A 24759-nucleotide genomic window follows, 5' to 3' on the forward strand; every position below is an offset into this window, starting at 1 on the left:
GCCGCTTCGGCGCTTTTCTGCAACCTCTCGCAGGGCGACACTCTTGAACATACCCGCAATCCTCGTGCTTGAAGACGGAACGGTCTTCGAGGGCATTTCCGTGGGCGCCGCCGGCCTGTCCGTGGGCGAAGTGGTGTTCAACACCGCCATGACCGGCTACCAGGAAATCCTCACCGACCCGTCGTACGCGCGGCAGCTGGTGACCTTGACCTACCCGCACATCGGCAACACCGGCTGCACCACCCAGGATGACGAAGCCGACCGCGTCTGGGCGGCCGGCCTGATCGTGCGCGACGTGCCGCGCCGTGCCAGCAGCTGGCGCAGCGAGATCGCGCTGCCGGAGTGGTTGCGCACGCGCGGCATCGTGGCGATTTCCGGCATCGACACCCGCAAGCTCACCCGCATCCTGCGCGACCGCGGTTCGCAGAACGGCGCGCTGATGGCGGGCGCGTCTCCCGATGAACAACTCGATGTCGACAAGGCGGTGGAAGCCGCGCGCAAGTTCCCCGGTTTGAAGGGCATGGACCTGGCCAAGGTGGTCAGTACCCAGGCGGCCTACGCGTGGAGCGACGGCCAGTTGGACCTGGACAGCAACGCCTTCGTGCGCGCCGAACCGAAGTTCAAGGTCGTCGCCTACGACTTCGGGGTGAAGCTCAACATCCTGCGCATGCTGGCCGAGCGCGGTTGCGACGTCACCGTGGTGCCGGCACAGACGCCTGCCGCCGATGTGCTGGCGCTGCAGCCGGATGGCGTGTTCCTGTCGAATGGCCCGGGCGACCCCGCGCCCTGCGACTACGCGATCGCGGCGATCCGCGACTTCATCGCGGCCGGGATCCCGACCTTCGGCATCTGCCTGGGCCACCAGTTGCTGGCGCTGGCCGCCGGTGCGCAGACATTGAAGATGACGCATGGCCACCACGGCGCCAACCACCCGGTGCAGGACCTGACCGGGGCGAGCGGCGGCAAAGTGATGATCACCTCGCAGAACCACGGCTTCGCGGTGGATGAAGCCAGCCTGCCGGCGAATGTGCGGGTGACCCACCGGTCGCTGTTCGACGGCACCAACCAGGGCATCGAACTCACCGACGCCCCGGCCTTCAGTTTTCAGGGGCATCCGGAAGCCTCGCCCGGCCCGCACGACGTGGCGCCGCTGTTCGACCGATTCGTCGCGCTCATGGAGACGCACTGATGCCGAAGCGCACAGACCTCAAGACCATCCTGATCATCGGTGCCGGCCCGATCGTCATCGGCCAGGCCTGCGAGTTCGATTACTCCGGCGCGCAAGCCTGCAAGGCGCTGCGCGACGAGGGGTACCGCGTGGTGCTGGTGAATTCCAACCCCGCCACGATCATGACCGACCCGGAGATGGCCGACGCCGTCTACATCGAGCCGATCAACTGGCAGATGGTCGAGAAGATCATCGCCAAGGAGCGCCCGGACGCGCTGCTGCCGACGATGGGCGGGCAGACCGCACTGAATTGCGCGCTGGACCTGGCCGACAACGGCGTGCTCGAAAAATACGGTGTGGAGCTCATCGGCGCGAAGCGCGACGCGATCCGCATGGCCGAGGACCGTGAACTGTTCCGGGTGGCGATGAAGGAGATCGGGCTGGAATGCCCGAAGGCCGAAGTCGCGCGCACGCTGGAGCAGGCGCTGGATATCCAGACTCGTGTCGGCTATCCGACCATCATCCGCCCGAGCTTCACCCTCGGCGGCAGCGGCGGTGGCATCGCCTACAACCGCGAGGAACTGATCGAGATCGTCAAGCGCGGCCTCGAACTGTCGCCGACCACAGAAGTGCTGGTCGAGGAATCGGTGCTGGGCTGGAAGGAATTCGAGATGGAGGTGGTCCGCGACACCGCGGACAACTGCATCATCGTCTGCTCGATCGAGAACCTCGACCCGATGGGCGTGCACACCGGCGACAGCATCACCGTCGCACCGGCGCAGACCCTGACCGACAAGGAATACCAGCGATTGCGCGATGCCTCCATCGCGGTACTGCGCAAGATCGGCGTGGACACCGGCGGCAGCAACGTGCAGTTCGGCATCAATGCGCAGACCGGTCGCGTGGTGGTCATCGAGATGAACCCGCGCGTGTCGCGTTCGTCGGCGCTGGCGTCGAAGGCGACCGGTTTCCCGATCGCCAAGGTCGCGGCCAAGCTCGCGGTCGGCTACACGCTGGACGAACTCAAGAACGAGATCACCGGCGGCCTGACCCCGGCCAGCTTCGAGCCGGCGATCGACTACGTTGTCACCAAGATCCCGCGCTTCGCCTTCGAGAAATTCCCGGCCGCCGACGCACGCCTGACCACCCAGATGAAGTCGGTGGGCGAGGTGATGGCGTTCGGCCGCTGCTTCCAGGAATCGCTGCAGAAGGCGCTGCGCGGGCTGGAGACCGGCAAGATCGGACTCGACCCGACCGGCCTGGACCTGGTGGACGAAGACGATCTGGTCAAATTGCGTCGCGAATTGAAGGAGCCGGGTCCGGAGCGCATCTTCCACCTGGCCGATGCCTTCCGCGCCGGCATGTCGGTCGAGGAGGTGCACGCCCTGTCGTTCGTCGATCCGTGGTTCCTCGACCAGATCGAGGAACTGATCGACGCCGAAGTCGACGTGGTCCATCGCGGCCTGGACGGGCTGGACAAGCGCCGCCTGCGCGCGCTGAAGCGCATGGGTTTCTCGGACGCGCGCATCGCCCAGCTGGCGCGCACCAGCGAATCGGCGGTGCGTGCCCTGCGCAAGGCGTTCAATGTGCGCCCGGTGTACAAGCGCGTGGACAGCTGCGCGGCCGAATTCGCGACGACGACCGCCTACCTCTATTCGACCTACGAGGACGAGTGCGAGGCCAACCCGAGCGAACGTCGCAAGATCATGGTGCTGGGTGGCGGCCCCAACCGCATCGGCCAGGGCATCGAGTTCGACTACTGCTGCGTGCACGCCGCGCTCGCGCTGCGCGATGACGGGTTCGAGACCATCATGGTCAACTGCAACCCGGAAACCGTGTCGACCGACTACGACACGTCCGACCGCCTCTACTTCGAGCCGCTGACGCTGGAAGACGTGCTGGAGATCGTGGAGCTGGAGAAACCGTTCGGCGTGATCGTGCAGTACGGCGGGCAGACCCCGCTGAAACTGGCGAAGGCGCTGGAAGCGAATGGCGTGCCGATCATCGGTACCTCGCCGGATTCGATCGACCTGGCCGAAGACCGCGAGCGCTTCCAGAAGCTGGTGGAGCAACTGGGCCTGAAGCAGCCGCCGAACCGCACCGCGCGCAGCGCCGACGAAGCGCTGGCGCATGCGCGCGAGATCGGCTATCCGCTGGTGGTGCGCCCGAGCTACGTGCTCGGCGGGCGCGCGATGGAAGTGGTGCATGCCGATGCGGACCTGGCCCGCTACATGCGCGAAGCGGTGAAGGTCTCGCACGATTCGCCGGTGCTGCTGGACCGCTTCCTCGACAATGCCGTCGAGGTCGACATCGACGTGATCGCCGACCGCGAGGGCAACGTGCTGGTCGGCGGCGTCATGGAGCACATCGAGGAGGCCGGCGTGCATTCCGGCGACTCGTCCTGCTCGCTGCCGCCGTACTCGCTGTCCGCCGACACCCAGGCGCGCCTGCGCGTGCAGGTGGTGCAACTGGCCAAGGCGCTCAACGTGATCGGCCTGATGAACACCCAGTTCGCGGTGCAGGCCAACGAAGCCGGCGAAGACACCATCTTCCTGCTGGAAGTGAATCCGCGCGCCAGCCGCACGGTGCCGTTCGTGTCGAAGGCGATCGGCCAGCCGCTGGCCAAGATCGCGGCGCGCTGCATGGCCGGCATGACCCTGGCGGAGCAGGGTGCGACGAAGGAGATCATTCCTGGCTATTACTCGGTCAAGGAAGCGGTGTTCCCGTTCGCGAAGTTCCAGAACGTGGATCCGATCCTCGGCCCGGAGATGCGCTCCACCGGTGAGGTGATGGGCGTGGGCCGCAGCTTCGAGGCCGCGTTCGCGCGCGCCGAGGAAGCCGCCAACATCAAGGCGCCGCAGCCAGGCAAGGCCTTCATCTCGGTGCGCGATCCCGACAAGGCACGGGTCGTACCGGTGGCGAGGTACATGCTGGACAAGGGCTTCAGCCTGGTCGCCACCGAAGGCACGGCCGACTACCTCGGCGCCGCCGGCATCGAGTGCGCGCGCGTGAACAAGGTGATCGAGGGCCGCCCGCACATCGTCGACCTGATCAAGAACGGCGAGATCTGCTACATCATCAACACGACCGAGGGCCGGCAGGCGATCGCCGACTCGTTCTCGATCCGGCGCGAGGCGCTGCAGCAGCGCGTCACCTATTCCACCACCGTGTCCGGCGCGAGTGCGTTGCTGCACTCGCTGGACCACCGCGGCGCGGGCGACGTGCTCTCGCTGCAGGAACTGCACAAGGAATTGCCCTGATGCGCTTACCCATCACCGCGAAAGGCGCCGTCCGCCTGCGTGCCGAGCTCGAGGAGCTGAAGTCGGTCAAGCGGCCGGAAGTGATCGCCGCGATCGCCGAGGCCCGCGCGCATGGCGACCTCAAGGAAAATGCCGAGTACCACGCCGCCCGCGAGCAGCAAGGCTTCATCGAGGGCCGCATCAAGCACCTGGAGGGCGAACTCTCGCACGCACAGGTGATCGACATCGCCACGCTGTCGGCGGGCGACAAGGTGGTGTTCGGCGCCACCGTGGAACTGGCCGACGTCGACACTGACGAGCAGAAGACCTACCAGATCGTGGGCGACCTCGAAGCCGACATCAAGCAGGGCCTGATCGCGATTTCCTCGCCGGTCGCGCGCGCGATCATCGGCAAGCACGAGGGCGACGCGATCACCATCGAGGCGCCGGGCGGCACCCGCGAATACGAGATCGTCTCGGTCAAGTACCTGGGCTGAGCCCGTGCCGCGGCTGACCCTGCTGCTGCCGGCGACGTCGCGGTTCGCCGGCATTGCGCTGCCGCAAGTGCTTGCACGCGCACTCGGGCGTGCCGATCGCGGCGTGCATGACGCAGGCGAGGACGCACAACTCGCGCGGCATTTCCAGTTGGTGCCGAATCGGTGGGCGCATGCGGCGCTGACCCGCGTGGTCGACGGCGGCGTCGAGGATGCATCGCTCAGCGGTTGGCTGCGTGCGGATCCGGCCTACATCCGCCCGGATATCAACGGCGCGCGCCTGCTGGCCATCGGCGATGCATTGGGCCTGGATCAGACCGACGCCGACGCGTTCCTGCCGGCACTGCGTCCGTTGTTCGGCGATGCCGGGTTCCCGCTGGATGCACCGACGCCCGGCCGCTGGTACCTGCGCTTGCCGAAGGAAGCGAAACTGCCCGCGTTCACGTCGCCCGCGCAGGCCTTGGGCGATGACGTGTTCGAGCATATTCCCGCCGCGCCCGAGGCGCGCCGCTGGCGGGTCCTGTCGAGCGAGGCGCAGGTGGTGCTGCACAACCATCCGCGTAACGCCGCGCGTGCCGCTGCCGGTAGGCCGCCGATCAATTCGCTGTGGTTCTGGGGCGGCGGGGTGTTGCCCGACCACGTGGCAAGCCAATGCCCCACCGTGTATTCCGACGATGTCCTGCTGCATGGACTGGCGCGCGTGGGCAAGCTGGCCTGCATGCCGCTGGATGCCGCCAAGCGATTGAATGCCGATGCGTTGATCGATCTGCGTGCGCAGCGCGATCCGCGGGCGATGCTGGAACACTGGCTGTCACCAACCGCGATGGCGCCGTTGCATGGCGAGGTCGCGTTCGACTTCGCCGATGGCGTGGTGTTCACGCTTGCAGCCGGCCAGCGTTGGCGGTTCTGGCGCAGGCCGCTGGCCGCGATCGACGCATGAGCGCGACCCGGCGCATCGTCCGTCGCGACGCCGTGGAAGCGTGCGGCGACTGGCCGGCATCATGGCCGCCGTTGCTGCGCCGGGTGCACGCCGCGCGCGGCAGCGATGCACGGGAGGCGATGCCGCGACTCGTCGACCTGCTGCCGTTCGCCGGGATGGCCGGCATCGATGCCGCCGCCGAGCTGCTGGGTGAGGCGATCGACCGCAAGGCCCGCATCCTGGTGGTTGGCGATTTCGATTGCGATGGCGCGACCGCCTGCGCCGTCGGCGTGCGCGGGCTGCGCATGCTCAGCGCGAAACACGTGATGCATGCCGTACCAAACCGGATCGTGCATGGCTACGGGATGACGCCGGGCCTGGTGGAGGAACTCGCGGCGCTGCAGCCGGACCTGGTGATCACCGTCGACCACGGCATCGCCTGTCATGCCGGCATCAGTGCCGCCAAGGCGCGCGGCTGGCAGGTCCTGGTCACCGACCACCACCTGCCGGGCCCCACGCTGCCGGCGGCAGATGCCATCGTCAATCCCAACCAGCCCGGCGACACGTTTGGCAGCAAGGCGATGGCCGGCGTGGGGGTGATCTTCTACCTGCTGCTGGCGCTGCGGGCGCGGCTTGGCGCGAGAGTGGACCTGACCTCGCTGCTGGATCTGGTCGCGGTGGGCACGGTCGCCGACATGGTGGCGCTGGATGCGAACAACCGTGCGCTGGTTGGCGCCGGGCTGCGCCGCCTGCGCGCCGGGCAGGGGTGCGCGGGGCTGCGCGCCCTGATCGACGTCTCCGGCCGGCGCGAGGCCACGTTGTCCACCGCCGACATCGGCTTCGCGATCGGTCCGCGCATCAATGCAGCGGGGCGCTTGGAGGACATGGGCATCGGCATCGAATGCCTGCTGACCGACGACGTGGGCCACGCCCGCCATCTGGCCTCAGTCCTGCACAGCATCAACGAAGAGCGGCGAGCGGTCCAAGCCGACATGCAGGACGTGGCGGATTCGCGCTTGGAGGGCGTGGGACAAGGTGCGCCGGCCGCCTGCCTGTTCGACGAAGACTGGCATCCGGGCGTGGTCGGCCTGGTGGCGTCCAAGTTGAAGGAACGCCTGCATCGGCCGGCCATCGCCTTCGCGCCGGTCGAGCCGGGCGGGGCGGCATTGCGGGGCTCGGCGCGCTCGATCCCCGGCTTCCATATCCGTGATGCGCTGGCTTTGGTCGATGCCCGTCATCCGGGCCTGATCGATCGTTTCGGTGGTCACGCGATGGCGGCCGGCTTGAGCCTGCAAACGGAGGCCTTCCCGGCCTTCCGCGAGGCCTTCCTGCAGGTCGCCTCGGACTGGCTCACCGATGACCTGCTGACCGATGTGCTGCGCAGCGACGGGGTCCTGGGCGACGACGATTTCCATATCGACACCGCGCTCGCCCTGCGCGACGGCGGCCATTGGGGGCAGGGCTACGCCGAGCCCCTGTTCGATGGCGACTTCGACGTGCTGGCTTGGCGCATCGTCGGCGAGCGCCACCTCAAGCTGGAACTGGGCATGGGCGCCAGGCGCCTGAATGCCATCCACTTCGGCGGCTGGGACGGCGATGCGCCGCCCTCGCGGCTGCGCATCGCCTATCGACTGGTGCCCGACGATTACCGCGGCAACGGCGCTATCCAGTTGCTGGTCGTGCACCGGGAACCGGCGTCGACTTCGCCTCACGCTTGAGGCCGAACAGTGGCCGTAGCAGCGGGACACGCCGGATGATTTCGTAGCCCAGCAAACACAACCCGAACGTGACCACGATCAGCAGCGGACCTTCCAGCGCGGGCGCGATGTGCAACGGCTTCATGTTGTGGGCCAACAGCACGATCACGGTCTGGTGGAGGATGTAGAACGGGAACACCGCGACGGTGAGGTAGCGCAATAACGGACTGTCCTTGGGGTTCCAGTTGCGCGCATAGCCCAGGATCGCGGCGATCGCAGCCCATTCCATCATTCCCCAGAAGGTCCAGATCAGGCTCATCCACGTTGCCGGGAGGGGGGCGGCGGCGTCGAATTGCAGCCAGACCGTGAGCATCGACAGGTAACTGACCGCCGCCAGCAGCAACATGCGGTGGCGGTGGCGACGCAACTGCTCCCAGGGACCATCCGCAGATGCCAGCAGGTAGCCGAGGGCGAACACCAGCCCGTATTGCAGGTGGTTGTAAGCATCGACCACCAGGTCGTGGCTCGAAGGCGCGTGCGGATACACCAGCACCCGCGCCGCGACCAGCGCCAGCATCGGCCACCACAGGATCCCCTGGCCACTGCATCCCTTGCGCACGAAGGCCGCGCCCGTGTCCCGCCAGGCTTGCGGCAGCAAGCGGCAGATCGCCCACAACATCGCCGAATACACCCACAGGTAGGCGACGAACCAGAGGTGGTTCCAGGTCGGGGCATCGACGCAATCGCCCGGTGCCATGCAATGCAGGTCGCCGGCCTTGAGATAGTCGGCCATGAAGCCGAGGTAGCCGGCGTGGTAGCCGCCCGGGACTTTCTCGACCAGTTCCAGGTAGGCCTGCGGGGGCACCACCACGTACATGCCGAACAGCAACGGCAGCAGCAACCGCCAGGAACGCTGGCGCAGGAAGCCGACCGGGAGTTTCGCCCGCAGGTGGGCAGTTGCCACGCCGGACACCAGGAACAGCAACGCGAGCCGCCACGGCGCGCTGAGGATCATGAAAGGCTCCAGGGCGGGAACCAGCTCCGGGCTTTTGACGTGCCAGTCCCAGCTCACGTAGTACATGCCCACGTGGTACGGGACGAGCAGGGCGAAGGCGAGGATGCGCACCCAGTCGAGATCGAAGCGGCGTTGCATGTGGTCGATTCCGTGACGAAGCAGTCGCCAACATCCGTCGCATCGGATCCTCCCGCCAGCGGGGAGTGACCGCGCGATGCAGTTCTGGGCCGGGTCGCGGGATGCGGGGACGAGCCGCGGGGCCGTGTCGCAGAGCGGCCCGTAGAATGCGCGGATGGATGCAGCGGCCCCGACACCCTTCCAGCGTTACCAGCCGTGGCGGCGCAGTGTCGAAATCGGGTTCTGGGTGGTCTCCTACCTGTTGAGTGCGATCGGCAACAGCGTGACCACCAACATGGACGTGCGCCGGTTGGAACTGGGCTTCGCGAGTTGGCAACCGGTGGCCTGGGAGGCCAGCAGCGCCATCGCCGCGCTGGCGCTTGTCCCGGCCGTGGCCTGGTTCACCAAGCGATGCCCGCTGCACCTGGACAACTGGCGGCGGATGCTGCCTGCGCACCTGTTGGCCAGCGTGGCCTGGTCCGCGCTGCACGTCATCAGCATGGTCGCAATCCGCAAGGCGGCCTATGCCTTGCAGGGCGACCACTACGACTTCGGCACATGGTGGTGGGAATTCGGCTACGAGTACCTCAAGGACATCCGTTCCTATGCCGGGGTAGTGGCCACCATCGAGGCCTACCGCTTCGTGCTGCGGCGCTGGCAGGGTGAGGCCAGCCTGCTCGACGTGCCGGACGAGGGCCCGCCGGTGGAGCCGGTGGATCGCCCCGAACGCTTCCTGGTGCGCAAGCTGGGCCGCGAATTCCTCGTCGCCGCGAACGACATCGAATGGCTGCAGGCCTCCGGCAACTACGTGAACTTGCGCATGCGCGGCCACGATTACCCGTTGCGCAGCACCATCGGCGGCATCGAGGGCAAGCTGGATCCGGAACGCTTCGTCCGCGTGCACCGGAGCTACATCGTCAACCTCGACCAGGTCGGCTCGATCGAGCCGCTGGACACCGGCGATGCCCGCGTGCACATGAAGGACGGCAGCAACGTCCCGTGCAGCCGGACCTATCGCGGCGGGTTGCGGCAGCGGGTCTGGATCGACGCCTGATCGCGCAACCCCGTTGGACGCGGCCACTCGTTGCATGATGGCGACCAACAGGGAGTCCACCGCATGAACCGCCTGCTCTTGACCCTCGCCGCCGGTGTCGCCGCCATCGGCATCGCCCTCGACAGCCCCGCCCAGCATGTACGGCCGCTGCCGCAACCCCCGGCGCCCGGGTGGATCGAGGTGCAGGGCGCGGAAACGCCGGTGACGCTGGAACGGGTGGAGGTCGACGTCGCATCGGTGGGCAGCCAGGCGCGCACCAGCTTGCTGCTGACCTTGCGCAATCCGAATGCCCGCATCCTCGAAGGCATGTTGCAGTTCCCGCTGCAGCCCGGCCAGCAAGTGACCGCGTTCGCGCTGGACATCGACGGCGTGATGCGCGACGCAGTGCCGGTGCCGAAGCAGCAGGGTCGCCAGGTGTTCGAGAGCATCGAGCGCCGCAACGTCGATCCGGCGCTGCTGGAGCAGACCGCCGGCAATCATTTCCGCCTGCGCGTGTATCCGCTGCCGGCGCGTGGCACGCGGCAGGTGCGACTGGTGCTGGACGAAGCGATGCGTCGCGATGGCGATCATTGGCGGCTGGGGTTGCCGGCAGGATTGTTGTCGGCGGCCTCCGCGGTGTCCTTGCGCGTGCACGGCGCGGCGAACGCCCCGATCCTCGACGGCACCTTCTCGCGCCCGCAATGGCGTCGTGATGGCGATGGCCAGCGCACCGAACTGCAGCGTGGCGATGCCGGTTCCGCGGCCGGGCTGTCGCTGCGGTTCCCGGCATTGGCATCGGTGCGTGCCTACGCGGGCCAGCATGGCGATGCGCATTACGTGCTGGCCGAAATGCCGGTCGTCGCCACGGCGAAGCCCCGCGCAATCCCGAAGCAGGTCGGCCTGTTGTGGGATGCCTCCGCATCGGGCCGCAAGCGCGACCATGCCGGCGAACTGGCATTGCTGGATCGTTATTTCCGGGCGATGGGTGATGGCCGCGTCCAGCTCCGCTTGCTGCGTGACCGCGGCATGGATGCCGGATCGTTCACGGTGCGTGGCGGCGACTGGAGCGACCTTCGCGAGGCGTTGTCGGCGGTGATCTACGACGGCGCCACCGACCTCGCGGATTGGACGCCTGCACCAGGCACGGGTGAATACCTCTTGGTCAGCGACGGCCTGCAGAACTACGGCATGCAGGCGATGCCGACGCTGCAGGCGGGCCAGCGCCTGTATGCGCTCGCCAGCACCGTCGCCGATGCAATGCGTCTGTCCGCGCAGGCGGAAGCGCGTGGTGGTCGCTTGGTGGCGTGGCAGGGCCGTGCCGGGCTCGATGACGCCGCCACGGCGCTGTTGGTGGAGGGCACGCATGTGGTCGGGCTGGAAGGCGAGGGCGTCGACCAGCTGGTGGCGCAGTCGCACTGGGTCGACGGCGGCATCCTGCGCGTGGCGGGGCGCCTGCGCGAACCCGAAGGCAGGATCATCGCCACCGTCGAAGATGCCGACGGACGCCGTCGCATCGAGGTGCCGGTGACGAGTCGCGGCATCGCCCATGCGCAAGTGCCCCAGGCGTGGGCGGCATGGTCGGTCGCGCAGTTGTCCGCGGAACCCGAACGCAACCGGGCCGCGATCACGCGACTGGGCAGCGAATTTTCGCTGGTGACCGCAGGCACCTCGCTGCTGGTACTCGATGATCCGGCCGACTACGTCCGCTACGACATTCCGGTACCGCCGGCCTTGCAGGCGCAGGTGGCGGCCATCCGCGACAAGCAGCACCGCGAACGCGAGGTGTCGCAAAGCGGACGGATGGACAAGCTGGCGGCCGCTTTCACTGGCCGCATTGCCTGGTGGCAGCGCGAATTTCCCAAAGGTGCGCGGCCAGTCGCCGAACCCGGGAAAAAGGCCGAAGCCGGTGCCGGCACGCTGGACACGGTCACAGTGACCGGCTCAACGCTCAGGGAGCGGAATGCAGCTCAATCGGTAGCGCCGCCTCCACCGGAGGAAGCGCCCGTCGTGTTCAGCGATCCGAGCCCGATGGATGCGGCGGCAGCGGCCCCGGTTCCATTGCTCGCACCCGGTACCGTGCTGGCACGCGAGCAGGATGCCGGCGGTGGACGAACGACCGAAACGCATGCTGCAACGATTCGCCTGCAACCCTGGGAACCGGACTCGCCCTACGCCCGCCGCCTGCGGAGTGCACCCGCCGACCAGCTCTACCCGCTGTACCTGGACGAGCGCGACAGCCATGCCGCCAGTACCGCGTTCTACCTGGACGTGGCCGATCTGTTGCTGCAACGCGAGCGCCGCGACGAGGCCCTGCGCGTGCTGTCCAACCTGGCCGAACTGGAACTGGAGAACCGCCACGTCCTGCGCGTACTGGGCTATCGACTGATGCAGGCGAAGGCCTATCCGCTGGCGGTGCAGGTGTTCCGCCAGGTGCTGGAGATGGCCGATGAGGAACCGCAAAGCCATCGCGACCTGGCCCTGGCGCTGGCCGCGAATGGCGAGCGACAGGAGGCGATCCGCCATCTGTACGACATCGCCGTTCGCGAATGGGACGGCCGCTTCGCCGAAATCGAACTGGTCGCGTTGAACGAACTCAACCAGATCGTCGCCACCGCACCGACGCCGTTGGATACCGCTTTCATCGATCCTCGCCTGCTGCGCAACATGCCGCTCGACCTGCGCGTGGCCCTGTCCTGGGACAGCGACAACAGCGACATGGACCTGTGGGTGACCGACCCGAACGGGGAGAAATGCTACTACGGCAACAAACTGACCTACCAGGGCGGCCTGATCTCGGATGACTTCACCGGCGGTTACGGGCCGGAGGAATTCGTGCTGCGTGATGCCAAGCCGGGCAAGTACAAGATCCAGGCGCATTACTTCGGCGACCGCCAGCAGGTGGTCACCGGGGCGACGACGCTCTCGCTCAGGCTGAGCACCGGCTGGGGCACGCGCACGCAGCGCGACCAGACCGTCACCCTGCGCCTGTCGGGCAAGGACGAGTCGGTGCTGGTCGGGGAGTTCGAGGTGGAATGAGCATGGGAGGCAGCCGGGTCAAGCTGCCCGGCTGCTATCATTCACGGCCATTTTCAGCCGCCTGCGCCTGCAGGGAATGCCCCATGATCGAGCTCAATCCCGTCCGCAACCGCATCGCCGACCTGATCGGTCGTCTCGATTCGCTTCGGGGGTTTCTTTGACTACGATGCCAAGCGCGAGCGCCTGGAAGAAGTAGAACGCGAACTCGAGAACCCCGAGGTCTGGAACGACCCCGAACGCGCGCAGGCGCTCGGCAAGGAACGTTCGACGCTGGACAAGACCGTCAACGGCATCCGTGAACTCACGGAGGGCCTGGCCGGCGGCAACGAACTGCTCGAACTGGCCGAGATGGAAGACGACGAGGAAACCGCGCTCGCCGTGGTGGCCGACGTCGATCAATACGAAGCGCGCGTGGAGAAGATCGAGTTCCAGCGCATGTTCTCCGGGAAGATGGATTCGGCCAGCGCCTTCGTCGACATCCAGGCCGGCGCCGGCGGCACCGAGGCGCAGGACTGGGCCGAGATCCTGCTGCGCATGTACCTGCGCTGGGCCGAACATCGCGGCTGGAAGACCGAGTTGATGGAAGTCAGCGGCGGCGACGTCGCCGGGATCAAGTCGGCCACGTTCCGGGTCGAGGGCGAATACGCCTACGGCTGGCTGAAGACCGAGATCGGCGTGCACCGTCTGGTGCGCAAGTCGCCGTTCGATTCCGACAACCGCCGCCACACGAGCTTCACCAGCGTGTTCGTCTCGCCGGAAGTCGATGACGACATCGACATCGAGATCAACCCGGCCGACCTGCGCACCGACGTGTACCGTTCGTCCGGTGCTGGTGGCCAGCACGTCAACAAGACCGAGTCGGCGGTGCGCATCACCCACATCCCGACCAACACGGTCGTGGCCTGCCAGAACGGCCGCAGCCAGCACCAGAACCGCGACACCGCGATGAAGATGCTGGCCGCGAAGTTGTACGAGCTGGAGATCCAGAAGCGCAACGCCGAGAAGGACGCGCTGGAAGCGACCAAGTCCGACATCGGCTGGGGCAGCCAGATCCGCAACTACGTGCTGGACCAGAGTCGCATCAAGGATCTGCGCACCGGCATCGAGCGCAGCGATACGCAGAAGGTGCTGGACGGTGACCTCGACGAATTCGTGGAAGCGAGCCTGAAGTCGGGGCTGGAGGCCGGGTCGAAACGGAGCGATGCGGCCTGACCGCATCGACGCCCTGTTTCGACCTTCGACCCCACACGACAAGACGCCCATGACCGACGACACGCAAACCCAGCAACCCGACGAAAACCACCTGATCGCCGAGCGCCGCGGCAAGCTCGCCGCGTTGCGCACGCAGGGCATCGCCTTCCCGAACGACGCGCGTCGTGCGGATTTCGCCGGCGACCTGCAGGCCGATTACGCCGACGTGGAGGCGTGGACCGCGGAGGCGCTGGAGGCAACCGGGCGCCGCGTTGCCATCGCCGGGCGCCTGCTGGCCAAGCGGGTGATGGGCAAGGCCGCATTCGCGACCGTGCAGGACATGACGGGTCGCATCCAGCTGTTCCTGCAGTCGACCGCGCTGGGCGAGGCCTACGATGCGTTCAAGGGCTGGGACATCGGCGACATCGTCGCGGTGGAAGGCGGCGTGACCCGCACCCGCACCGGCGAGCTGTCGGTGAAGGTGGATGCGCTGCGGCTGCTGGTGAAGTCGCTGCGGCCGCTGCCGGACAAGTTCCATGGCCTGGCCGATGTCGAGCAGCGCTATCGCCAGCGTTACGTGGACCTGATCGTGAACCCGGAAGCGCGCGACGTGTTCATCGCGCGCTCGCGCATCGTCGCGGCGATCCGCCGCTGGCTGGACGCGCGCCGCTTCCTGGAAGTGGAGACGCCGATGATGCATTACATCGTCGGTGGCGCCACCGCCAAGCCGTTCACGACACACCACAACGCGCTGGACCTGGACCTGTTCCTGCGCGTGGCGCCGGAGTTGTACCTCAAGCGCCTGACCGTCGGTGGCCTGGAGCGCGTGTACGAGATCAACCGCAACTTCCGCAACGAAGGCGTGAGCACCCGCCACAACCCGGAGTTCACCATGCTCGAGTTGTACGAGGCGTATGCCACGTACATCGAAGTCATGGACCTCACCGAAGGCATGATCCGCGATGTCGCCAGCGAGGCGATGGCGACGACCGTGTTCGAGTGGGACGGCAACCGCATCGATGTCGCGCCCGCGTTCCGTCGCTGGAAGCTGGAAGAAGCGGTGCGCGAACTCAACCCGGAGATCTCGGTCGCCGACTGTCGCGACCGCGACGCGCTGGCCGGTCATTGCGCGCGCCTGGGCGTCCACGTGAAGCCGGCGTACGGATGGGGCAAGCTGCTGCTGGAGATCTTCGAGAAGACGGTGGAAGCGGGACTGATCCAGCCGACCTTCATCACCCACTACCCGGTGGAAGTCAGTCCGCTGGCGCGTGAGTCCGATGTCGAGCCGGGCATCACCGACCGCTTCGAGTTGTTCATCGGCGGCAAGGAGCTGGCGAACGGTTTCTCCGAGCTCAACGATCCGGAAGACCAGGCCGCGCGGTTCCGTGCCCAGGTCGAGGCGAAGGACAGCGGCGACGACGAGGCCATGCATTTCGATGCCGACTACATCCGTGCGCTCGAGGTCGGCCTGCCGCCCACCGGCGGGCTGGGCGTGGGCATCGACCGGCTGGTGATGCTGCTGACCGGATCGTCCTCGATCCGCGACGTGCTGCTGTTCCCGTACATGCGGCCGGAGCACGCGGCAGGCTGAAGCAGGTGGATGGCCGGGGCCATCCGTTGGCCGCGTTGTCACTCGAGCGAGGATGAGGTGACGCAATGCGTCACCCCTGACGACATCCCCTTGCCAAGTGCCCTGCATTGCGCAGACGATGCAAGGACGCGAAGGCCTGCATTCCCCCGAAGTGCAAAGGAGCCGCGCAAGGAGCCGCGCATGGACATAGTCATCGTCGACGACCAGCCTTCCGCGCGAACCATGCTGCGGCACATCGTGCAGGACATCGGTCCGCAGCTCGACGTGCACGATTTCGGCGAGCCCGATGTCGCGCTCGAATGGTGCAACGAGAACCGCCCGGACCTGCTTCTGCTGGATTACCGGATGCCGGGCATGGACGGGCTGGAAATGGCCAAGCAGTTCCGTCGTCCGCTGCGCAACCGCGACGTGCCGATCGTGCTGGTCACCGTGGTGGGCGACGAGCCGGTGCGCCAGGCCGCGCTGGATGCCGGGGTGATCGATTTCCTGGTCAAGCCGATCCGCCCGCGCGAATTGCGTGCGCGTTGCCGCAACCTGCTGCAGTTGCGCCAGCAGTCCGAATCGGTGAAACAGCGTGCGCTGTCGCTGGAGCAGCGCCTGCTGGCGAGCATGCACGAAGTCGAGGAGCGTGAGCGCGAGACGCTGTCGCGGCTGGCGCGCGCCATCGAATTGCGCGACAGCGGAACCAGCGCCTACCTGGAGCGCATGGCGCGGATCGCCGGATTGATCGCGGAATCGCTGGGCCTCCCGGAAGACCAGGTCCGCATCATCGAACTGGCCGCTCCCCTGCACGATATCGGCAAGATCGCCATTCCGGATTCGTTACTGATGAAGCCCGGCGCACTGGACGACGACGAGCGCCGCAGGATGCAGACGCATCCCAGGATCGGCTACGAACTCCTGCAGGACAGCCAGAATCGATTCATCCAGGCAGGGGCCAGGATCGCCCTGCATCACCATGAACGCTACGACGGCACCGGCTATCCGGATCGGCTGGCGGGCAACGAGATCCCGATCGAGGCGAGGGTGGTGACCACCTCCGATGTGTTCGACGCGCTCATTTCGCCGCGTCCCTACAAGGCGGCATGGAGCATCGAGTCCGCGCTCGACTACCTGCGGGAGCAATCCGGTCGCCTGTTCGACCCCGCCTGCGTGGATGCCCTGATCCGCGAGGAAAGGCGCTTGCGCGAAATCTGCGCGGCCACCGCCGTGCCGGCCCGGACGCCCTGGTTGCAGTAGCGATCACGGAAACTGCGAACGGGACGCCACCGGCGACCCAGACAATTCCACTATCCTGCAGTCGATGGGGCTTGGCCATCGATCTTCATGCGATGATCGCCCCGGAACCGGGTCAATACCGGTGCATGCCGGACGGCAGGATGCTGGCCGCTGAGGCAGCGCCCCTGCAACCGTTCGGGAGTTCCGATGCAGCAACAAGTCGCGATCACCGGCCTTGGCGTGATCTCGCCGATCGGCCTTGATGTCCAGTCGGTCGCTGCCTCGCTGCGCGATGCGCGCTCGGGCATCAGCACCATGCAAGCACCCCCGTTGCAGCGGGACGTGGCAGCGGGTGCGATCGACGCGTCGTTCGAGGATGCTTTCACCCGCTTGGAATTGCCGTTCCTGGATCGCTGCCAGCAAATGGCGATCCTTGCCGCCCGTCAGGCGGTGGAGGACGCGGGTTTCGATCGTTTCGATGGCTTCGGCCAGCGTGCCGGGCTCTACTACGGCAATGTCAACGGAGGCGTGGCCTCCGCCCAGGCTTGGTACCAGCAGATGTTGTTGGAAGGCAAGCAGGCCTCGCGTCCGTATTCGGCGATGGCGATCATGGGCAACGCGGGCGCCGCCCAGGTGGCGCTCCGCCACAAGGTGCTGGGACCGGTGGTCACCAATGCCACCGCCTGCGGCTCTTCCGGGGTCGCGATCAGCGATGCCGCGCGGGCGATCCGCGATGGATACCTGGATGTCGCGATCGCTGGCGGCGCCGAGGCGCCGCTGGTGGCAAGCCTGGTCGGCGTCTTCCAGGGGACTCGCGCGATGTCGCCCCCCGATGCGCACGACCCCGCAAGGACGTGCAAGCCGTTCGCCCGCGATCGTTCCGGGTTGGTATTGGGGGAGGGCGCGGCCTTCCTCGTGCTCGAGTCCGTCGCGCATGCGCGGGCGCGCGGCGCCCATTGCCATGGTTATGTCTCGGGGTCCGGCATCTCCAATGATGCGCACCACATCGGCATGCCGGCGAGCGAGGGACAGGTGCGTGCGCTGCGTGCCGCGCTGTCCGATGCATCGCTGCACCCGGGCGATATCGGCTATGTCAATGCGCATGCCACCGCGACGGATGGCGGCGACGTGATCGAGGCGGCCGCACTGCGCGACGTGTTCGGCGCAGGGCCGGACGCTGCGCGCGTGTCTTCGACCAAGTCGGTGCATGGCCACCTGCTGGGCGCGGCCAGCGCGCTCGAACTGCTGCTCACGATCGTGGCGATGGAACGCAACCTGCTGCCCGCCAGCGCCCACCTGGACCAGGTGGACCCGCGTTGCGACCTCAACCATGTCGGCGCGCAACCCATCGCGGATCACGCGATCCGGCATGCCCTGTCTTTTTCGTGCGGTTTCGGCGGCACCAATGTCGCGCTCGTCGTCTCCCGCAGGCCGTCCGATCCTTCCACCTGAGCCCCCGTAGGAGTACGCCATGAACGCCGTCGTCGTCCAGCATCCCAATTCGCTCGCTCTCCGCAACAAGCCTCGCCTCACCACCGAGATCCGCCGCCTGCACGCGGAGGCCCTCTGGATCACGCTCCACAAGGACGCAGCCACCGGCCTGCAGAACTTCACCCCCGACCTGGTGGGCGAGTTCCAGCAGTTGGTGGAAGACCTGCAGTACGAGCGGTCGGCCTCCGCGGGTTATGCGGTGGTGCAGTCGGCCGATCCGGACTACTTCAGCATGGGCGGCGACCTGCGCTTCTTCCGCGACTGCATCCAGCGTCGCGACGCGCTCCGCTTGCGGGACTATTCGATGCGTTGCCTCGATCTGTTGCTGTCGTGGAACGGCAAGCTCAAGGACACCGGCACCTCGATTGCCCTGGTGCAGGGCCGGGCGTTGGGCGGCGGTTTCGAGATGGCGCTGAGCACGGATTACCTGATCGCCGAGGAACACAGCTCGTTCGGCTTCCCGGAAATCATGTTCGGCCTGTTCCCCTGCACCGGGGCGATGGGGCTCCTGTCCGCGCGCATCGGCGCCCGCCAGGCGGAACGCATGATGACCAACAAGAAGATCTACACGGCGATAGAACTGTACGACATGGGCCTCGTCGACGAACTCTGCGGCCGTGGCGAGGGCGAACTGGCGGTGGGAAGGTTCATCGCCAGCCATTCCTCGCGACAAAAGGCGCGGCTGAAGGTGCAGCAGAGCCGGTACCGGCACACGCCGCTGGACCGGGCAGAGGGCAGGCGGATCGTGGAAGACTGGGTGGAGACCGCGATGCAGTTATCGCCGGAGGAAATCCGGGCGATGGACATGCTGATCCTGATGCAGCAGCGCGAGGTTGCAGCACCGGCCCGGAGAGCCGCCGTCGCTTGAGCGGGAAGATCAACCCGCGTTGGCGGTGCCCTGTGTCCGGATCGTCTCGCCGAGCGATTCCAGTGCCGCCAGGCTGAGGTCGACGCTCTTTCGCAGGTCGGCCATGCGCTCGTCGGCGGTGTCCTCCAGTTCGCGTTGGCCGATCTTCATCAGGCGATCGGCCAACGCGGCCACGCGCACGGCACCCACGCTCAGGCTGACCCCGCGCAACGCATGCGCCTGGCGATGCACCGCCGTCAGCTCGCGGGTCATCAGCGCCAGCGACAGTGCCTGGTCGATGCGTTCGATGTCTGCCGTGCCCTCGGCGATCATCCTGCGCAGGAATTCGGGGGTGTCGCGCACTTCGCGCAGGGTTGCGATGGCGCTCGGATCCAGGTATTCGACCGGGATCGGGCGCAGATGCGGTGCGGGGCGCTGGGTCGCAGTCGGCGCCTCCTCGTCGGCATCCTCCCCGAACAGGCCGGACACCGCGGCGCGCAGCTTGTCGAATGTCACCGGCTTGTAGATGACGCCTGCGGCACCGAGCGACTCCAGTCGTTGCGCGGTCACGACGGAGGTATCCGCGGTCACGAAATAGGTCGGGGCCGCGTCCAGGCGCCCGAACCGGTAGGTTTCGTAGACGCTGGCGCCGTCGATGTCGTGCATGTTGAAGTCGAGGAAGACCAGGTCGAAGTCCGCCGACGCGAGCGCTTCCAGGGCTGCCTCCCCGGATTCCACCGCGACCACCGAATGGCCGTCGCTTTCCAGCATCTGCGCGATCAGCAGCAGGTTGGTCCGGTTGTCGTCCGCCACCAGGATCCATTTGCCCCGCACGATCTTCGCCGCAGCGTTGGTCGTCGCGGCTTCCGGCATGGTGGTCGTCTGCAGTCGCAGTTCGAACCAGAAGCGGGTGCCTTCGCCGGGAATGCTGGCGACCTGCAGCTCGCCGCCCATCCGGCGCACATGCGCCATCGCGATCGACATGCCGAGACCGGTGCCGCCGTATTTGCGGACGCTGCCAGTCTCGACCTGGAAGAAAGGTTCGAACACCCTCGACACGAACTCCGGCGCGATGCCGATGCCCGTGTCTTCCACGCTGAAGCGGATCCGGTAGGCATCCGCTTCCTGTTCGACCAGGTCCAGGCGCACGACGACCGAGCCCGCATCGGTGAACTTGACTGCATTGCCCACCAGGTTCAGCAGCACGCTGTTGAGCGACTGCAGGTCGCTGAGCATCGGCACGGAGATGGCGGGGTCGGTCGTGACCCGCAAGGCCAGCGACTTGGCTGCAGCCACCGGCGAAAGCGTGCGCAGGATGTGCCCCGCGAGCTGGCTTGCCTGGAACGCGACATCCTGCCCGCGGTCGCGGCCTGCCTCGATCCGTGAGAGATCGAGCAATTGCTTGATCTCGAGGTCCAGGCCCATGGCCAGTTCGATGATCGAATGCGCGCGCCCGACACTGATCGGATCGGGCGACTTCGCTTCGATCAGGGATGCGGTCGACACGATGCCGGTCAACGGGGTGCGCAACTCGTGGCTCACCTTGGCGAGCAGTTGCGACTTGGCCTGGTTCGCGCGTTCCGCGACTTCGCGGGCATCCTGGAGCTTGCCGATCAGGACGCCCGCGTAAAGCGGCACCACGGTCAACAGGACCAGGTGGGAAAAACCGAACAAAGGGTGGGTATGCCAGTCCGGGGACAGCATCGCCACCAGTCCGAATCCCAGCATGGAAATCGCCTGGCAGAGGTGCATGGCGCTGCGGCCGATGCGGAAGCCGAAGCCCAGGATCGTGAACAGGTAGAAACCGACGAACAACGGCGATGCCTGGCCCACGATGAACAACCACGCCGACAGCATCAGCGGATCCAGCACCGCCGTCACCACGATCAGGTCGCGCGGCGGCAGCAACTGGCTGCGGTGCGCAAGCCAGTAAGCCGCCAAGTTGTACGCCAGGTAGAAGGCTGCGATCCCGCCGACTTCCCATGCCTGGTTCTCCGGCCTCGAAGCGCCCCACCAGCCCACCGCAGCCAGCATCAGCACGACGACGACCAGGCCGAATTTCAGTCGCAACGTGGCCTGCGCGCGCACGCTCTGCAAGAGTTCAGTCGATGACAAGTGGTCCATGCCTCGAACCTCCGGTTACGATACCGCGACCTGCCGAGGCGCAATGGCGGCAGGGTACCCCGATCCGGTCCCCCGCACGCAACCCGGATCGACGAAACCGGAGCAACCAACGATGGAACGAAACGAGATCCTCTCGTATCTCAAGGCGATGCTGCACGAGCGATTCGGCATCGATCCCGCCACGATGTCGGGCAGCACGACCCAGGAACAGCTGGGCATCGACTCGTTGTTGATGGTCGACATGATGCTCGACCTCGAAACCGGCCTGGGCTTCAGCTTCGAGTCCATGGACCTGCCGCGCAATCCGGACCTGGACACGATTGTCAACCTGGTCCAACGCAACATGTCGGGCAAGCCGGCCAGCTAGGCCGGCCATCCCGATCCTGATGCCATGCGGGTTCAGGCCTGCGACGGACTCCGCAGTTCCTTGCGCAGGATCTTGCCGACGTTGCTCTTCGGCAGTTCGTCGCGGAATTCGACGAAGCGCGGCTGCTTGTAGCCGGTGAGTTGCTCGCGGCAGAACGCCTTGACCTGGTCCGCGGTGAGGCTGGGATCCTTCTTGACCACGAACACCTTCACGGCTTCGCCAGACTTGTCGTCCGGCACGCCGATCGCGGCCACTTCGAGCACGCCCGGCATCATCGCGATAACGTCCTCGACTTCGTTCGGATACACGTTGAAGCCGGACACCAGGATCATGTCCTTCTTGCGGTCGACGATATAGAAGTAGCCCTGCTCGTCCATCCGCGCGACGTCGCCGGTGTGCAACCAGCCATCGGCGTCGATCACCTTCGCGGTTTCCTCGGGGCGCTGCCAATAGCCGCGCATCACCTGCGGCCCCTGCACGCACAGCTCGCCGATCTCGCCGACCGGCAGCATGTTGCCGTCGTCGTCCTTGATGCAGGCGTGGGTGGACGGCACCGGCAGGCCGATCGCGCCGTTGAACGCGCCCAGGTCGAGCGGGTTGATGCAGACCGCGGGCGAGGTTTCGGTGAGGCCGTAGGCTTCGGCCAGGGTGCAGCCGGTGACCTGCTTCCACTTGTCGGCGACCGCGCGCTGCACCGCCATGCCGCCGCCCAGGGTCAGGTGCAGCTTCGAGAAATCGATCTCGTCGAAGCCGGGCGTGTTGAGCAGGCCATTGAACAGCGTGTTGACGCCGGTGATCGCGGTGAACGGGATCGACTTCAACTCCTTGACGAAGCCGGGCATGTCGCGCGGGTTGGTGATCAGGTGGTTGTGCGCGCCGAACTTCATGAACACCAGGCAGTTCGCCGTCAGCGCGAAGATGTGGTACAGCGGCAACGCGGTGACGATGAGTTCTTCGCCCAGCCGAACGTTGGTGCCGACCCACGCAGCCGCCTGCTGCATGTTGGCGACCATGTTGCGGTGGGTCAGCATCGCGCCCTTGGACACGCCGGTGGTACCGCCGGTGTACTGCAGGAAGGCGAGGTCGCCGGCGGCATTCCTGATCTCGGGCAACTGGTGCATGCGGCCGAGGGTGAGGGTGTCGCGGAAGCGCACCGCGCCCGGGATCTCGTAGTCCGGCACCATCTTCTTGATGTGGCGCAGCACGAAGTTGACGATCGCGCCCTTCGGGAAACCCAGCATGTCGCCCAGGCCGGTGGTGATCGCGCGCACGCCCGGCGTCTGCGCCAGCACTTCCTGCGCGACGTTGCCGAAGTTGTCCATCACCAGCAGCACGGTGGCGCCGGAGTCCACCAACTGGTGCTTGAGCTCGCGCGCGGTGTACATCGGGTTGGTGTTGACCACCGTCAGGCCGGCGCGGAGGACGCCAAGCACCGCGACCGGGTACTGCAGGCAGTTGGGCATCATGATCGCGACACGATCGCCCTTCTTCAGCTTCAGCTCGCCGAGCAGGTAGCCGGCGAAATCGCGGCTCAAGCGATCAAGGTCGCCGTAGGTGAGCGTCTTGCCCATGTTGGTGAAGGCGGGCTTGTCGCGATACTTGAGCACCGCTGAATCGAAGACATCGTTGATCGAGGCGAACTCGTCCAGGTCGATTTCGGCCGGCACGCCAGCGGGGTAGTGGGCCAACCAAGGACGTTCGGAACTCATGCACGATTCCCCTGCGAGTGAACGCCGTCATATTCGCCGGCGTATGGATTGCGGTCGATTCCAGCATAGGCTCCAATCGTTGACAAGGCGATTCGATCACACGGGAGCAATGCCGCAATGCAGCAATTCCGCGGGTTCCAGCGCATCGCGGCCGGCTTGGCCATGGCCGCCTGCCTGTGGCTGGGCGCATGCGCCAAGGACGATCCCGAGCAAGCAGTGCGCCAGCAGGTGGAGGCCATGCAGGCTGCCATCGATGTGCGCGACGCCGGCGATGTCGAGGACCTGCTGGCCGAGGATTTCGTCGGCAACGAGGGCATGGATCGCCGTGCCATCCGCCAACTGGCCGCCGCGGTGTTCCTGCGCCACAAGAACGTGTCCGCCAAACTGGGTCCGGTGAGCGTGGAGCTGCGCGGCAACACGGATGCCATCGCGCGTTTCAGCGTGCTCGCCACTGGTGGCTCAGGCGGCTTGCTGCCCGAGAGCGGCCAGCTCTACCAGGTCGAAACCGGCTGGCGCCTCGTCGATGGCCGTTGGAAGCTGCTCAATGCGCGCTGGACACCCAATCTGTAAACGCGACACGCGCGACTGGCCTCATTCGGACTGAAGGATCGCAGCGGCATCGACGCCAGCCACCTGCAGTTGCCGCCCGGCCCGTGGCAGAGCGTGCTCGCCGGGCTGTGCGCACGCTTTCCGCGGATCGAACGCGAGGCATGGACGCAGCGCTTCGCGCGTGGACGCGTGCAGGACACGAACGGACTCTCCCTTGCGGCGGATACGCCGTATCGGGCGGGGATGGCGGTGCGTTATTTCCGCGAGGTCGACGACGAGCCGCGGATCCCGTTCGAGGGGAAGATCCTTTTCGCCGACAACGATCTGGTGGTGGCGGACAAGCCGCACTTCCTGCCGGTGACGCCGGCCGGGCGTTTCGTCGCGGAGACGTTGCTGGGGCGGCTGCGGCAGCAACTGGACAACCCGATGCTCGTGCCCCTGCACCGCATCGATCGCGAAACCGCGGGGCTGGTGTTGTTCTCGGCCAATCCGCACACGCGGTCCGCCTACCAATCGTTGTTTCCACGACGCGCGATCGAAAAGACCTACGAGGCGATCGCCCCGCCGCTGCCCGCGTTGTCGATGCCGCATGTCCGCCGTTCGCACCTGCGCGCCGGCGAGCCGTTCTTCCGGATGTGCGAGGCCGACGGCGTGCCCAACAGCGAAACCCGCATCGACGTGATCGGGCGGGAACCACTTGCCTGGCGCTATCGGCTGCAGCCGATCACCGGCCGCAAGCATCAATTGCGCTTGCACATGGCGGCGTTGGGCGCGCCCATCGTCAACGACAGTCTCTATCCCGAGCTGGCAATGCGGGCGCCGGATGATTTCAGCAGGCCGTTGCAGTTGCTGGCCAAGGCACTGCGGTTCAACGATCCGATCGACGGGCAGCCAAGGTCGTTCGAAAGCAGGCACATGCTCTCGACCCTCTGAGTCAGGCCTGCAGCGCGAAGA

General features: G+C 66.6%; 18 protein-coding genes. 15 read left to right on the top strand and 3 right to left on the bottom strand.

Features of this window, described 5'->3' with window-relative positions:
* Nucleotides 1–43 precede the first annotated feature (43 nt).
* From carA to recJ, 5 genes are read left to right on the top strand one after another with little or no spacing between them, the layout of a single operon-like run.
* Nucleotides 44–1189, top strand: a complete 1146-nt coding sequence (gene carA, locus ACE3T8_RS02645) for a glutamine-hydrolyzing carbamoyl-phosphate synthase small subunit (protein WP_374606582.1) — start codon at nt 44–46, stop codon at nt 1187–1189.
* Entirely contained in the window at nt 1189–4428 is a 3240-nt protein-coding gene (carB, locus tag ACE3T8_RS02650; RefSeq protein WP_374606583.1) for a carbamoyl-phosphate synthase large subunit, read from the top strand. Before carA ends, carB begins: the two co-directional genes overlap by 1 nt.
* Nucleotides 4428–4904, top strand: coding sequence for a transcription elongation factor GreA (greA, locus tag ACE3T8_RS02655; protein ID WP_374606584.1), 477 nt, complete (start codon nt 4428–4430; stop codon nt 4902–4904). The genes carB and greA overlap by 1 nt, the downstream gene beginning before the upstream one ends.
* Nucleotides 4905–4908: 4 nt before the next feature.
* On the top strand, nt 4909–5841 hold the full coding sequence (locus tag ACE3T8_RS02660) for a phosphoglycerate mutase (RefSeq protein ID WP_374606586.1): 933 nt from the start codon (nt 4909–4911) through the stop codon (nt 5839–5841).
* Entirely contained in the window at nt 5838–7538 is a 1701-nt protein-coding gene (gene recJ / locus ACE3T8_RS02665) for a single-stranded-DNA-specific exonuclease RecJ (protein WP_374606588.1), read from the top strand. The genes ACE3T8_RS02660 and recJ overlap by 4 nt, the downstream gene beginning before the upstream one ends.
* On the opposite strand, the gene ACE3T8_RS02670 is transcribed toward recJ, so the two are convergent.
* Nucleotides 7483–8670: an acyltransferase family protein gene (locus tag ACE3T8_RS02670; protein WP_374606589.1), complete on the bottom strand. Its 1188-nt coding sequence runs from the start codon at nt 8668–8670 to the stop codon at nt 7483–7485. The genes recJ and ACE3T8_RS02670 overlap by 56 nt on opposite strands.
* A gap of 154 nt (nt 8671–8824) precedes the next feature.
* Between ACE3T8_RS02670 and ACE3T8_RS02675 the strand changes: the two genes are divergently transcribed.
* The 7 genes from ACE3T8_RS02675 to ACE3T8_RS02705 all read left to right on the top strand — a co-directional run bounded on the left by ACE3T8_RS02675 (nt 8825) and on the right by ACE3T8_RS02705 (nt 19077).
* Nucleotides 8825–9703, top strand: coding sequence for a LytTR family DNA-binding domain-containing protein (locus ACE3T8_RS02675; protein WP_374606591.1), 879 nt, complete (start codon nt 8825–8827; stop codon nt 9701–9703).
* Between the two features lie 63 nt (nt 9704–9766).
* A complete protein-coding gene (locus tag ACE3T8_RS02680; protein WP_374606593.1) occupies nt 9767–12718 on the top strand; it encodes a VIT domain-containing protein in 2952 nt (983 codons plus the stop codon).
* Nucleotides 12719–12801: 83 nt separating this feature from the next.
* Nucleotides 12802–13930, top strand: a protein-coding gene (gene prfB / locus ACE3T8_RS02685) for a peptide chain release factor 2 (RefSeq protein ID WP_374606595.1) whose coding sequence is annotated in 2 segments (ribosomal slippage) — nt 12802–12876 and nt 12878–13930 — 1128 coding nt in all. Because the reading frame shifts where the segments join, the coding sequence is not laid out codon by codon here.
* A gap of 49 nt (nt 13931–13979) precedes the next feature.
* Complete coding sequence (gene lysS, locus ACE3T8_RS02690) at nt 13980–15500, top strand: lysine--tRNA ligase (protein ID WP_374606596.1); 1521 nt, start codon at nt 13980–13982, stop codon at nt 15498–15500.
* A gap of 180 nt (nt 15501–15680) precedes the next feature.
* A complete protein-coding gene (locus ACE3T8_RS02695; protein ID WP_374606597.1) occupies nt 15681–16739 on the top strand; it encodes an HD domain-containing phosphohydrolase in 1059 nt (352 codons plus the stop codon).
* Between the two features lie 186 nt (nt 16740–16925).
* Nucleotides 16926–18170 (top strand): beta-ketoacyl synthase, encoded by a 1245-nt coding sequence (locus ACE3T8_RS02700; RefSeq protein WP_374606598.1) that lies wholly within the window; start codon nt 16926–16928, stop codon nt 18168–18170.
* 19 nt (nt 18171–18189) lie between these two features.
* Nucleotides 18190–19077: a crotonase/enoyl-CoA hydratase family protein gene (locus ACE3T8_RS02705; protein WP_374606599.1), complete on the top strand. Its 888-nt coding sequence runs from the start codon at nt 18190–18192 to the stop codon at nt 19075–19077.
* Between the two features lie 9 nt (nt 19078–19086).
* On the opposite strand, the gene ACE3T8_RS02710 is transcribed toward ACE3T8_RS02705, so the two are convergent.
* Nucleotides 19087–21180, bottom strand: coding sequence for an ATP-binding protein (locus tag ACE3T8_RS02710; protein WP_374606600.1), 2094 nt, complete (start codon nt 21178–21180; stop codon nt 19087–19089).
* Nucleotides 21181–21292: 112 nt separating this feature from the next.
* Between ACE3T8_RS02710 and ACE3T8_RS02715 the strand changes: the two genes are divergently transcribed.
* Nucleotides 21293–21547 carry an acyl carrier protein gene (locus ACE3T8_RS02715; protein WP_374606601.1) on the top strand — a complete coding sequence of 85 codons (255 nt, stop codon included), beginning with the start codon at nt 21293–21295 and terminating at the stop codon, nt 21545–21547.
* A gap of 32 nt (nt 21548–21579) precedes the next feature.
* Here ACE3T8_RS02715 and ACE3T8_RS02720 read toward each other — a convergent pair whose 3' ends face one another.
* Nucleotides 21580–23256: a long-chain fatty acid--CoA ligase gene (locus ACE3T8_RS02720; RefSeq protein ID WP_374606603.1), complete on the bottom strand. Its 1677-nt coding sequence runs from the start codon at nt 23254–23256 to the stop codon at nt 21580–21582.
* A gap of 117 nt (nt 23257–23373) precedes the next feature.
* Between ACE3T8_RS02720 and ACE3T8_RS02725 the strand changes: the two genes are divergently transcribed.
* Together ACE3T8_RS02725 and ACE3T8_RS02730 are read left to right on the top strand one after the other, a co-directional pair.
* Nucleotides 23374–23826: a nuclear transport factor 2 family protein gene (locus ACE3T8_RS02725; RefSeq protein WP_374606604.1), complete on the top strand. Its 453-nt coding sequence runs from the start codon at nt 23374–23376 to the stop codon at nt 23824–23826.
* A gap of 15 nt (nt 23827–23841) precedes the next feature.
* Nucleotides 23842–24738 (top strand): pseudouridine synthase, encoded by an 897-nt coding sequence (locus tag ACE3T8_RS02730; RefSeq protein WP_374606746.1) that lies wholly within the window; start codon nt 23842–23844, stop codon nt 24736–24738.
* Nucleotides 24739–24759 lie beyond the last annotated feature (21 nt).

The organism is Thermomonas sp. (genome assembly GCF_041919455.1).
Classification (GTDB): Bacteria; Pseudomonadota; Gammaproteobacteria; order Xanthomonadales; family Xanthomonadaceae; genus Thermomonas.